Genomic DNA, 12,061 nt, shown 5'->3' with positions numbered 1-12,061 from the left:
TGGATCATGTCTCAGGCCCGGCTCATGGACGGCACCGCGCTCGCCCGGCGCATCGTCGAGGAGACCGCCGAGCGCGCGGCCGTCCTCACCGACCGCACCGGCACGGCACCCTGCCTCGCGACGGTGCTGGTGGGCGAGGACCCGGCGTCCGTGACGTACGTCAAGATGAAGCAGAACCGCTGCCGGAAGGCCGGCATCGCCTCCCGGCACGTCGCCCTGCCCGCCGCCACGACCACCGAGGAACTGGTCGGCACGCTGCGCGAGCTGTCCGCCGACCCCGGGGTGCACGGCATCCTGCTCCAGCACCCGGTGGGCGCCCACATCGACGAGCGGGCCGCGTTCGAGGCGATCGCGCCGGAGAAGGACGTCGACGGGGTCACCTTCGCCTCCTTCGCCACGATGAGCTTCGGCCTGCCCGGCTTCGTGTCGTGCACGCCCGGCGGCATCATGCGGCTGCTGGACGAGTACGGCGTCGACCCGGCCGGGAAGCGGGCCGTGGTGGTGGGCCGCAGCGCCATCCTCGGCAAGCCGGCCGGGATGCTGCTGCTCGCCCGGGACGCGACGGTCACCTACTGCCACTCGCGCACCGCGGACCTGTCGGCGGCGGTGCGGGAGGCGGACATCGTGGTCGCCGCGGTCGGCCGGCCCCGGCTGATCCGCGGCCAGGACGTCAAGCCGGGCGCGGTGGTGATCGACGCCGGGTACAACCCGGGCAACGTGGGCGACGTCGACTTCGACTCGGCCGTCGAGCGGGCCTCGCTGATCACCCCGGTGCCGGGCGGTGTCGGCCCGATGACCATCGCCACGCTGCTGGAGCAGACGGTCGACGCCGCGGAGCGGCAGCTCGGACTGTGACGGCGGGGAGGCCGGCGCCCGCTCGCGGGCGCCGGCCTCCCGGTGGCGGGGCTCCTGTGGCATGCCGGCCTCCCGTTGGCGCGGCTCGCTGTGGCGTGCCTCCCGGTGATCGAGTGATGCCGCGCACACACGGACGGTGTCCGCTCGATCACGTGTTAGCGTCCGGCCGTGACTCTCTCGGCTCCGGACACGATCAGCCCTGACGAGGCCTCCCACCAGGCCCTCGACCTGCTCGATCTCTTCGGCGACGGCTTTGTCCGCGACCCGTATCCCTGGCTGGACACGCTGCGCGCCGAGGCGCCGGTGCACCACGATCCCAGGACCGGGCTGTGGCTGGTCAGCCGCTACGAGGACATCCGGCGGGTCCTGCTCGACCCGGACGTCTTCCACCCGGACAACGCCCAGCACGCGGTGACCCCGCTGCCGATCGGGGTGCTGCGGGTGCTCGCCCGGGCGGGGTTCAACCTGCCTCCGGCGCTGGCCAACAACGGAACCGCGAGCCACCCCGGACTGCGCCGCGTCGTCACCCGGTTCTTCAACGCCCACCGGGTCGCCGCCGCCGTACCGGTGATCGAGCGGATCGCCGACGAACTGCTCGCCACGGCCGACGAGCGCCTCGACGCCTCGGGCGGCGTCGACCTGTTCACGTCCTTCGCGCAGGTGCTGCCGTGCCGGGTGCTGATGGAACTCCTCGGCATCGACGGTGTCTCCCCGGCCACGCTGATCCGCTGGAGCGACGCCTCGCTGGAGCTGTTCTGGGGCCGGCCGACGGCCGAGCGGCAGCTCGAACTGGCGCCGCTGGTCGCCGAGTTCCACCAGTGGCTGACGAAGACCGTCCGGGACGGCGGTGCCGCCCCCGGTTCGTTCGTCGCGGCCCTGACCGACCACCGGCTGCCCGACGGCGAGCCGCTGGACGTGCAGACCGCGGTCGGCGCGTGCTTCTTCGTGTTCGTCGCCGGGCAGTCCACGACGGGCCAGCTGATCGCGACGGTGCTGCGCCGGGCCCTGGAAGAGGACGGGCTGTGGTCCCGCCTCGCCGAGGAGCCGGGACTGGCGGAGGCCTGGGTGGAGGAGGTGCTGCGCCGTGAGCCGCCGGTGACGACCTGGCGCCGGGTCACCGCGTGCCCGGCCGAGCTGGGCGGGGTCGAGCTGCCCGAGGGCGCTCAGCTGCTGCTGATGCTCATGGGCAGCGGTTCGGACCCGGAGGTCTTCTCCGCTCCGGAGGAGATGTGCCCGCACCGGGCGAACGTACGCCGGCACCTGGCCTTCGGCGTCGGCCGCCACCGCTGCCCGGGCGCGTCCCTGGCACGGACCGAGGCGGCGGTGGCGCTGCGGCAGGCGGCGCGCCGTCTGACCCGGGTACGGCCGGCGGCCGAGGACGTCCCGATGCTCGGCCTGCTGTCGTTCCGGGCGCCCCTGCGGGTCGCGGTGGAGCGGCAGGGGAATCCGGGCGCGGACATCCCTTAGACGACGGTCAGGCGATCGCCTCGGCCAGCAGGTCGAGCTGGTCCGGTGTCGAGGCGGTGGGTACGAAGATGAGTTCGTCGCAGCCCGCCTCCGCGAACCCGGTGGCGTACGAGCGGACCGTCTCGGGTCCGACCGCGGCGGCCTGCGCCACCTGGTGCGCGACCTCGCCCATGAAGCCGTAGTAGTCCAGGAGGTAGGCGTCCGCCTGGGCGCGGGCGTCGGGGCCGAGCGCGTAGTACGCCAGTGACAGTTTGCGCGGCTTGCCCGGGCGGCCCGCCTCCCGCCAGGCGGCGTCCGCGGCGGGGCCCTGCCCGGCGAACATCTCCGGGGTGCCGGCGGTCATGATCCAGCCGTCGCCGAGGCGCGCCGCCCGCCGGAGGCTGCGCTCGCTGGAGCCGCCGACGATGAGCGGCGGTCCGCCGTCGCGCACGGGGCTCGGTCCGATGGCGCCCGCGAAGCCGCGCTCCTCGCCGGACCAGATGCGCCGCATCTCGGCCAGCTGCTCGCTCAGCCGGTCCCCCCGGCCCTTGGTCGGCAGCCCGCTGGTGGTGTAGTCGTCGCCGCGGGCGCCGAGGCCGATCCCGAGGACCAGGCGGCCCTCGGAGATCCGGTCGAGGGTGGCCGCCTGTTTGGCGAGCAGCGCGGTGTTGGTGTGCAGGGGGCCGAGCAGCACGCTGGTCGTCAGCCGGATCCTGCTGGTCACCACCGCGGCGGCGGTGAGGGCGATCAGTTCCTCGTAGCCCGGGTACACGAGGCGGCCGATCGTCCCGAGGGTGCTGAACCCGGCCTCCTCCGCCCGCCGGGCCCAGTCGACGAGCGTGTCCGCCTCGGTTCCCGGAACGGTGTTGGGCAAGCCGATACCGATGTCCATCCATGCCTCCGGTGGTGGGGAGCCGTTGGTCGCGGCCATCCTCCGTCGGCGGCCCACCGGCCGCGCCGAAGGACACGGCGGATTCGCCCGGCTGCGGTGACTTCGGCGCCCCGGCCGGGGTTCGGCGCCCGCTCGCCGCTCTCGGTCGGCGTTCGGCGCCCGCTCGCCGCTCTCCGGTCGGCGTTCGGCGCCCGCTCGCCGCTCTCCGGTCGGCGTTCGGCGCCCGCTCCACAGCTGTCCGGTCGGGGTTCGGCACCCGCGCACGGCTCTCCGGTCGGCGTTCGGCGCCCGCCCACGGCTCTCCGGTCGGCCTTCGGCGCCCGCTCACGGCTGTCCGGTCGGGTCCCAGCCCACCGGACGCAGGATGCCCAGCAGCTGCCGGACGAGTTCCGCCACGACCTCGTCCAGGGTGGCGTCCACCCAGCCGGCGCTCCAGTCGTGGAGCAGGCCGTTGACGCTGCCGATGAAGGCGGTGGCGGGCAGCCGGTAGTCGCGGGGGACGGCCTCGCCGCGGGCGACGGCGGCCTCGGCCTCGGTGCGGATGAGGTCGACCCAGCCGGCCCGGCGAGCCAGTCGCTGTTCCTCCAGGCGGGGACTGACACCGACGATCTCGACGAACGTGATGCGGACGCGGCGCGGGTCGGCGGTGACGTTGGCGGCGTAGGCGCGGAAGATCGCGGCGACGCGGTCGGCCAGGGGCAGCCCCTCGGCTTCGGCGACGGCGGCGCGGACGGCCTGTTCGGCCCAGTCGTTGACCTGGAGGTGGAGGGCGGCGAGGACGTCCTCCAGGGTGCGGAACTCCTCGTAGAACTGCCGGGTGGACAGGCCGGCCGCCTCGCTGAGCGCGGCGACGGTGGTGGCCCGGTAGCCCGGCCGGTCGCCGAAGAGTCGCAGTGCGGCGTCGAGGAAGCGCCGGCGCCGCTCGGCCTGCCGTTCCTCGGCGGACCGGCCGCCGTATCGCCCGGTGGGCGCTCTGAGCCTGCCTGTCACGTGCCTCCCCGTCCTCCGCGGCCCGCACGGTCGGCCAATTTTGTCGTGTACGCGGTCTTGTGGAGAAGGGTGAACGCTCCTTACTTTCCAGTAAGTCACTCTGAACGCCGCCGTTTTCAGATTCCCCCCACCATCCCCACTCCCTGGAGGGAGCAGTCATGCCTGCCCTCGGACCCAGACGGCTCGCCGCCGTCGCCGCCGCGCTCGTGCTCGCCGTCACCGCCCCCGCGACCGCCGCCCAGGCCGCGCCGGACTCCCCCGCCGCCCTGCGGGAGGTGCTGTTCGTCGGCAACAACTGGGACGGCACCGCCGATGTCATCGAGTCGAGCGGGGACTTCGAGCGGATCGGCCGGATCAACGTCGTGCCGGACAAGGAACAGCGGATGGCGGAGATCAAGGCCGACCCCATCAAGTGGATCTACTTCATGGGCATCCGCAACAGCGTCGGCGAGGGCCACGACCAGTTCGTCGACGACATGTACGCCACCCCGGACGGCTCCGCGATGGTCGTCTCCCGGCCGAGCTTCGCCGACGTCGTCTCCCTCGACCTGGCGACCGGCGCGGTCAACTGGCGCTTTCCCGTGTCGGGTTACCGCGCCGACCACATGGCGGTCTCCCCCGACGGCACCCGGGTGGCGGTCTCCGCGTCCACCTCCAACACCGTGCATGTGCTGGACATCGAGACGGGCAGGCAGGTCGGTTCGTTCGCCACCGGCGACAAGCCGCACGAGAACGTCTTCAGCCGGGACGGCAGGTACATCTGGAACATGTCCATCGGCGAGGTGAACACCGCCCTGGACGCCCCCTGGCTGGACTGGACGAAGGGCGACCGGCGCATCACGGTCGTCGACGCCACCACGTTCCAGCAGGTCAAGGTCATCGACATGCGGCAGCGGCTCGACGCGATCGGGCTCAAGGAGCACTCCGACGCGGTGCGCCCGGCCGCGTTCAGCCCGGACGAGTCGAAGCTGTACTTCCAGGTGTCGTTCTTCAACGGCTTCTTCGAGTACGACGTCGCCACGGACCGGATCACCCGGACGAAGACCCTCCCGAAGAACCCCGCCACCAGCGAGGACCGCACCACCTGGGTCAACGACTCCCGCCACCACGGCATCACCATGAAGCCGGACGGCACGAAGCTGTGCGTCGCGGGCACCATGGACGACTACGCGACCGTCGTCGACCGTACGACGCTCCGGGAGGGCCCACTGGTCCCCGCCGCGAAGCCCTACTGGGCGACCGTCAGCGGTGACGGCAAGTCCTGCGTGGTCTCCGAGAGCGGAGCCGACCGGGTGACCGCCATCGACTTCGCCACCGGCGAGAAGACGGCGTCGGTCCCGGTCGGCGACCACCCCCAGCGGGTGCGGCTGGCCCGGGTGCCCGCGAACTGGACGGGCCCGGCGGCCGGGTGACGGTCACTCCCCGCGCGGACCACAGGGGCTGACTATCCGTCAACTCAACGACCGGCGCGTGACGTTGAGCAAATACTCCCTCCGGTTCAGCGGGTTGTGGTCGGTGCGCGGGCGCTCGGGGACGGGGGCGCCCCGGTCGACGGGCGCGTAGTGGTCGAAGGCGCTCTCCAGCTCGCCCTCGCCGCGGGTCAGCCCCGGCAGCCGCTGCTCCAGGGCGTGCACCCGTGCCGCCGGCACCACGCCGTCGAGGAGGCAGTGGGCGCCGCGGGTCTCGGTGGTCCGGGGCACCGCCCGCAGCGCGGACAGCACGGGCAGCAGCGCGCCCAGCGTGTCCGCCGGGACCCGGAGCCGGAACCGGTGCATCGGCTCGTGCACCCGCGTCCCGGCCCGGCGCAGCGCCTCGGTCAGCACCAGCGGAGTCAGGCCGCGGAAGTCGGCACCGGTGCTCGACATGCTCTTGTCGAAGCCCTGGTGGGCGTGGCTCTGGCGCGGTGAGTATCCGGAGTGGGTCATGGTGACCGTGCAGTCGGTGACCTGCCAGCCGTGCAGGCCCTGGGCCAGGGTCTCGCGCACGGTGTCCTCGACGGCCTTGAAGAAGGCGTACGGCATCGAGCCCAGCTCCACCTCCAGGCGGAACGCGTTGCCCGCGCCGACCGGGGCGGGGTCGACGCGCAGGCCCACGGTAGCGAGGAAGGGGTTGTCGTCCTTCTTGTTGAACTCGACCGCCGCGCCGGTGCCGACGGGCCGCTCGACGCACAGCGGTGTCGTCTCGCGGAAGGTGACGTCGAGGCCGTACTCGTCGGCGAGGGTGGCCTGGACGACCTCCTTCTGCACCTCGCCGTAGAGGGACACCGAGGTCTCCCCGCGCGCCGCGTCGTGGCGCAGGCCGATCAGCGGGTCCTGCTCGGCGAGCTGGGTGAGCGCCGGATGCAGGGCCCGCCGGTCCCCCGGCCGTACCGGCTCGACGACGGTCTCCAGTGTGGGCGGGGCGAAGAGGTGCCCGTCCGTCGGGCGGGGTACGCCGAGCCAGTCGCCGATCCTGACCTCGGCCAGGCCCCACAGCCGGGCGATCCGGCCCGCGGTGACCGCGTCCCGGCGGATGTCCGTGCCGTCCTCGAAGACGTGTACGGCGGTCACGCGGCCCTCGTGGCCCTGCGCGCCGAAGCGGATCCGGTCGCGGGTGCGCAGGGTGCCGGAGAAGAGGCGGGTGTACGCCACCTTCTCCCCCGCCGGGCCGCGCTCCACCTTGAAGACGGTTCCGGAGAGGGGGCCTTCGGGGTCGCCGTCGGCGCGGGGCAGCAGCCGCCGGATGCCGTCGGTCAGCGCGTCGACGCCCGCTCCGGTGATCGCGGAGCCCGCGTACGCCGGATGGACCAGGCACCGCCGGGTCTGCTCGGCGAGGGACGTGTGCAGCAGGGCGTCGGGGACGGTGCCCTCGACGTAGGCGGCGAGCAGGTCGTCGTCGTGGTCGGCGAGGACGTCGAGGGCGGCCGGGACGGGGCCGGGCGTGAAGCGGGCCTGCGGCGTGCCGAGGGCGGTGGCGGTGCCCATGGGGACGACGGCGGCGGAGAGCCGTTCGGCGGCGGCGCGCAGGACGTCCTCGTAGGCCGCGCCCCGGCGGTCGATCTTGTTGACGAAGAGGAGGGTGGGGATGCGCAGCCGGCGCAGGGTCCGCATCAGTACGCGTGTCTGCGCCTGGACGCCCTCGACGGCCGAGACGACCAGGACGGCGCCGTCCAGCACGCCGAGCACCCGCTCCACCTCGGCGATGAAGTCCGGGTGGCCGGGGGTGTCGATGAGGTTGACGGTGACGTCGCCGAGCGGGAACGAGACGACGGCGGATTTGATGGTGATGCCGCGCTGCCGCTCCAGCGCGAGGGTGTCGGTGCGGGTGCTGCCGGCGTCGACGCTGCCGATCTCGTCGATGACTCCGGCGCTGTGCAGCAGCCGTTCGGTCAGGCTGGTCTTACCCGCGTCGACGTGCGCGAGGATTCCGAGGTTGAGCAAGTGCACGTAGCGTCATGTCCTTGGTGGTGGGGGTCATTCCGTGCGGGATGGACATGGACGCAGTGCGCATGGATCGCTCCTTCGGGCGCGACGACGGGTCGGACGCAGTGCAGCAGAACCGGAGGGTGGGGCGCCAGCGAATTAACGCGGCGCGGAGGCCGCGGCGGAGCGGTTTCAGCGCGGCGGGAGCCGGTGCAGGGTGACCTCCGTGAGACGGCCGTCGGCGACGGAGGCGGTCATGTAGGTGCAGTGCGGCTGCCTGCGGCGGTCGGTGGGCGAGCCGGGGTTGAGCAGGCGCAGGCCCGAGGGGGCGGTGGTGTCCCAGGGGATGTGGCTGTGGCCGAAGACCAGCACGTCGAGATCGGGGAAGCGGGCGGCGCAGCGTGCCTCCCGGCCCTGCGCGGCGCCGGTCTCGTGGACGGCGCCGAAGCGCAGGCCGCCCAGCTCGGCGTAGGCCATTTCGGGCAGCCGGGCCCGCAGCTCGGGCCCGTCGTTGTTGCCGTACACGCCGATCAGCCGGCGGCAGCGGCGCTCCAGCAGGTCGAGGGTGTCCGTGTCGACCCAGTCCCCGGCGTGGAAGACGACGTCGGCGTGCGGGAGTTCCGCCAGCAACGGCGCGGGCAGCTCCCGGGCGCGCTTGGGGATGTGGGTGTCGGCCATCAGCAGCAGGCGCACGCGCTCAGCGTACGGCGGTGAACCGGGCGATGTGCGGGTCAGTCCTCACCCCTGACGATGTTCCACTCGGCGGCGGTGTGCGAGGACGGCGGGCCGTCCGGGTCCTCGACGGGCGGCAGGCAGGTGCGCAGGGCCGGTTTCTCCCTCAGACGGCGGGCCCTGGACCATCCTGTCTCGGGGCGCCGGGCAACGGGTTTGTCACTGGTCGGGGCGGTCACGACGTGCTCCCTTCACTGGTTGCGTTTCTCCGGGTCCCCGCTGTGAGCTGGGCAAAACGGCGTGCCCGCCCGCTCAGACGCCGGGCCCGCCGCCACCGAAGGAGCCGCTGGAACCGCGGCTCCAGCGCGGGCGGCGCTGGTCACCGCTGGGAGAGCCGCCGGTGGGGCGGAGTTCGTGCGGGTTGAGCCGTTCGCCCTCACCCATCTCGTTCGGTTCGCGCTGCTCGTGGGTCTCGTGGACCGGCCCCGACTCCGGCAGCGTCGGCTGGTTGCCGGTCCGCGGTCGCCGGGCCTCGCTGCGGCGCACCCGGATGCCGTACTGGACGGCCCAGATCAGCGCCGCCGTGATGAGGACGCCCCCGACCACGATGGTGACCATGCCCCACACGGAGCCCGAGGCGGCTGTGGTGGTGTACGCGATGGTGTTCATGTGGGTGCGGGTACCCAGCGGGGGCGAGTGAATGGCTGCCGGCGGGGTGGCGTTGCTGCGGTGGGGTGAGTGGCGCTTCAGGCATCGGTGGGCGGGCCGGGGCCCGTGTGAGGGTCCCGGCCCGCTGTCGTGGGCTCCGCCCGGGGGGCGGGCCGTGGGGTGGGTCAGGTGTTGGGACGGGCCACGCTGATGTCGCCGAGGGCGGAGTCCGGGTCCCGCTCCATCGCCAGGTCGCCCAGGGAGACGATGCCCACGGGGTGACCGTGGTCGACGACCGGGACGCGGCGTACCGCGTGCTCGCGCATCAGCTGGACGGCGTGGTCCAGCTCCTCGTCGGGCGTCAGCGTGAACAGGTCCTCGCTGCACGCCGAGGCGACCGTGGTCTGCTCCGGGTCGCCGCCCTCGCAGAGCGAGCGGACGACCAGGTCGCGGTCGGTGACCAGGCCGCGCAGGGTGTCGCCCTCGGTGACCAGGACGGCGCCGATGTCCTCGTCGCGCATGATCCGGGCGACCTGCGCGACCGAGGTCACCGGTTCCACGGTCACCGGATCCGCGGTCATGATGTCGCGGACGTGCTGGGTCATGGCGTACCTCCTTCTCCGCCTTCTTCCGAGTCTGTCGCCGCTCCGGGTACCCGGCGTCAGGCGTCCAGCACGATCTCGCACCACACCTGCTTGCCGCCGCTGACCGGCACCGTGCCCCAGGCCGCCGACATGGCCTCGACGAGCAGCAGTCCGCGTCCCCCGGTGGCCTCCCAGCCGATGCTGGTGGGCCGCACGGGCGTGCGGGGCGAGGAGTCGGCGACGGCGACCCGGAGCCTGCTGCCGACGAGGGTGAGGTCGAGGCGGACGGGGCCGTCGGTGTGCACCAGGGCGTTGGTGACGAGTTCGGAGACGACCAGGAGGACGGTGTCGGTGTACCGGGTGACGCCCCACGCGCGCAGGGTGCGGTGGGTGAAGCGGCGGGCGTGCCGGACGGCCTCCGGGACGCGCCAGACGGTCCAGGTCTCCCGGCGGGGGCGTACGGCCATGCCGTCGTAGCGCATCAGCAGCAAGGCGACGTCGTCGCTGCGGCGGGCGCCGGTGAGCAGGGCGTCGGCGACCAGGCCGAGGTGGGCGGGGTCGGCGCCGGCGAGCCGGTGGGCGAGCTGGTCCATGCCCTGGTCGATGTCGGCGTCCGCGGACTCCACGAGGCCGTCGGTGGTGAGGGTGACCAGGGTGCCGGGCGTCAGCCGCAGCGGGGTCATGGGGAAGTCGGCCTGGGCGACGACGCCCAGCGGCGGGCCGCCCTCCGCCTCGACGATGCGGGTGGAGCCGTCGGGGTGGCGCAGCACCGGCGGCAGGTGTCCGGCGCGGACGCACCAAGCGGTGCCCTCCTCCATGTCGACGTCGACGTAGACGCAGGTGGCGAAGAGGTCGGTCTCCATGTCGACGAGGAGCCGGTTGGCGTGCGAGACGACCACGTCGGGCGGGTGGCCCTCGACGGCGTAGGCGCGCAGCGCGGTGCGCATCTGGCCCATCAGGGTGGCGGCGGCGGCGCTGTGGCCCTGTACGTCGCCGATGACGAGGGCCACGTGGTGGTCGGGCAGCGGGATGACGTCGTACCAGTCGCCGCCGACCTCGAGGCCCGCGGTGGCGGGCAGATAGCGGGCGACGGCGACCGCGCCGGGCAGGGTGGGCAGCCGGCGTGGCAGCAGCTGGCGCTGGAGCATGCCGACGAGTTCGTGCTCGGCGTCGAAGGCGCGGGCGCGCATCAGGGCCTGTCCGGCGAGGCCGGCGGAGGCGGTGAGCAGGGCGCGCTCATCGGGTCCGAAGTCGTGCGGGCTGTCCCAGCCGATCAGGCAGGCGCCGGCCATCCGGCCGCCGGCGGGCAGCGGCAGCACGGCGAGGCCGCCGGGTCCGACCTCGGCGAGGGCGGGTTCCAGTGGGGTTCCGGCGGGCCAGATCTGGGCGCGGCCCTCGCGCAGGGCGGAGGCGAGGGTGGGCATGGCGCGTACGGGCGCGTCGGGCCACTCGGTGCGCCACTCCAGGCGCCACAGCTCGGGCCAGGCCTCGGGTTCGGGCGGGTCGAGGACGGTGACGACGAGCCGGTCGTGCTCCAGCTCGGCGAGCGCGATCCGGTCGGCGCGCAGCGGCCGGCGCAGGGCGGCGACCACGGCCTGGCTGACGTCGCGGACGGTGCCGGCGGTGGCGAGGGCGGAGGCGAGGCGCTGGACGCGGGCGACGTCGGTGACGTCGGAGCGCAGCCCGGCGGCGTCCTCGACGGTTCCGACGAGCAGCGCGGGCCGGCCCTCGACACCCGGCAGGAGACGGCCGCGCAGCCGCAGCCAGCGGGGCGGTCCGGCGGGCCGGAGCACCCGGAACTCCAGTTCCCGCTCGCCGACGGTCATGTGGTCGGCCTCGACCACGGACATCAGCGAGGGCAGGTCCTCGGGGACGGTGAGGCCGAGCAGGGTCTCGACCCGGCCGTCGAAGTCGTCGCGGGTGACGCCGAACAGGTGAAGGAGCTCGTCGCCGACCTCGACCCGGCCGGTGTCCATGGCGAGGGAGAAGGCGTTGGGCGGGAGTTCGCCGCCCGCCGCGCGGCCGGGCGGGGCGGCGGGGCTGGAGACGGCGTCCGCGATCAGTTCGAGGGACTTGCGCTGGTCGGTGTCGAAGCCGTGCGGGTCCTCGCTGACGGCGAGCAGGCAGCCGCCGTCGGCTTCCGGGTGGGCGGGCAGCGCGGCCACGTGGAACTCCGGCCCGGGGGTGCGCCGGCTCTCGGCGCGGGCGGCCAGGTCGGCGGGCCCCAGCCAGACCGGCCGCCCGGTGCGGCGGGCCTCGGCCACCGGGGAGTGCCCGGCGAGCGGGTAGCTGTCGCGCAGTCCGTACAGGGTCTGCGGGACGCCCGCCGACTCCACCAGGCACAGCAGATCGCCGTCCTCGTCGGGGGTGTACACGGCGGCGTACGTGGCCCTCGCGAAGACGAGCGCTTGTTCGAGTACGCGGTGCAGCCGCTCGGGTGCGCCGCGGTCCTCCATGATCGCTCGCAGGGCGGTCTCGGCGCGCGGCGTCGCCGTTCCGCGTCCCGCAGCGCCCTCACTGACCACGTCCGTATTACAGCGCTAATGAGCCGACCGCGCAGCCCCTGCGGTCGC

General features: G+C 73.7%; 11 protein-coding genes. 3 read left to right on the top strand and 8 right to left on the bottom strand.

The annotated features are described in order from the left end of the window. Window positions 1-6: 6 nt before the first annotated feature. A complete protein-coding gene (locus ACIG0D_RS12135) occupies window positions 7-855 on the top strand; it encodes a bifunctional 5,10-methylenetetrahydrofolate dehydrogenase/5,10-methenyltetrahydrofolate cyclohydrolase (RefSeq protein ID WP_399798943.1) in 849 nt (282 codons plus the stop codon). A gap of 168 nt (window positions 856-1,023) precedes the next feature. Next, window positions 1,024-2,322 (top strand): cytochrome P450, encoded by a 1,299-nt coding sequence (locus tag ACIG0D_RS12130; RefSeq protein ID WP_399798940.1) that lies wholly within the window; start codon window positions 1,024-1,026, stop codon window positions 2,320-2,322. 7 nt (window positions 2,323-2,329) lie between these two features. On the opposite strand, the gene ACIG0D_RS12125 is transcribed toward ACIG0D_RS12130, so the two are convergent. After that, the gene (locus tag ACIG0D_RS12125) at window positions 2,330-3,193 is read right to left on the bottom strand and encodes an LLM class flavin-dependent oxidoreductase (RefSeq protein ID WP_399798938.1); all 864 of its coding nucleotides are present in this window, start codon (window positions 3,191-3,193) and stop codon (window positions 2,330-2,332) included. Window positions 3,194-3,517: 324 nt separating this feature from the next. Beyond that, window positions 3,518-4,183, bottom strand: a complete 666-nt coding sequence (locus ACIG0D_RS12120; protein WP_365764808.1) for a TetR/AcrR family transcriptional regulator — start codon at window positions 4,181-4,183, stop codon at window positions 3,518-3,520. 158 nt (window positions 4,184-4,341) lie between these two features. Here ACIG0D_RS12120 and ACIG0D_RS12115 point away from each other — a divergent pair, with 158 nt between their 5' ends. Further along, window positions 4,342-5,595, top strand: a complete 1,254-nt coding sequence (locus ACIG0D_RS12115; protein ID WP_399798935.1) for a YncE family protein — start codon at window positions 4,342-4,344, stop codon at window positions 5,593-5,595. A 39-nt stretch (window positions 5,596-5,634) separates the two neighbouring features. Here the strand turns inward: ACIG0D_RS12115 and ACIG0D_RS12110 are convergent, their stop codons facing one another. The 6 genes from ACIG0D_RS12110 to ACIG0D_RS12085 form a co-directional block, all read right to left on the bottom strand. Next, window positions 5,635-7,608 (bottom strand): GTP-binding protein, encoded by a 1,974-nt coding sequence (locus ACIG0D_RS12110; RefSeq protein WP_399798932.1) that lies wholly within the window; start codon window positions 7,606-7,608, stop codon window positions 5,635-5,637. A 168-nt stretch (window positions 7,609-7,776) separates the two neighbouring features. After that, window positions 7,777-8,277, bottom strand: a complete 501-nt coding sequence (locus ACIG0D_RS12105; protein ID WP_399798929.1) for a metallophosphoesterase family protein — start codon at window positions 8,275-8,277, stop codon at window positions 7,777-7,779. Window positions 8,278-8,315: 38 nt separating this feature from the next. Then, the gene (locus ACIG0D_RS12100; RefSeq protein WP_399798927.1) at window positions 8,316-8,495 is read right to left on the bottom strand and encodes a hypothetical protein; all 180 of its coding nucleotides are present in this window, start codon (window positions 8,493-8,495) and stop codon (window positions 8,316-8,318) included. A gap of 73 nt (window positions 8,496-8,568) precedes the next feature. Next, window positions 8,569-8,925 (bottom strand): DUF6479 family protein, encoded by a 357-nt coding sequence (locus tag ACIG0D_RS12095; protein WP_399798925.1) that lies wholly within the window; start codon window positions 8,923-8,925, stop codon window positions 8,569-8,571. A 164-nt stretch (window positions 8,926-9,089) separates the two neighbouring features. Further along, window positions 9,090-9,509: a CBS domain-containing protein gene (locus tag ACIG0D_RS12090; RefSeq protein WP_399798922.1), complete on the bottom strand. Its 420-nt coding sequence runs from the start codon at window positions 9,507-9,509 to the stop codon at window positions 9,090-9,092. Between the two features lie 56 nt (window positions 9,510-9,565). Beyond that, window positions 9,566-12,013, bottom strand: a complete 2,448-nt coding sequence (locus tag ACIG0D_RS12085; protein WP_399798919.1) for a SpoIIE family protein phosphatase — start codon at window positions 12,011-12,013, stop codon at window positions 9,566-9,568. Window positions 12,014-12,061 lie beyond the last annotated feature (48 nt).

This window comes from Streptomyces sp. NPDC052773, from assembly GCF_044547145.1.
Taxonomy (GTDB): domain Bacteria; phylum Actinomycetota; class Actinomycetes; order Streptomycetales; family Streptomycetaceae; genus Streptomyces.
The sequence above is the reverse complement of the archived record's forward strand: the minus strand, read 5'-3'. Positions and strand labels throughout refer to the sequence as shown.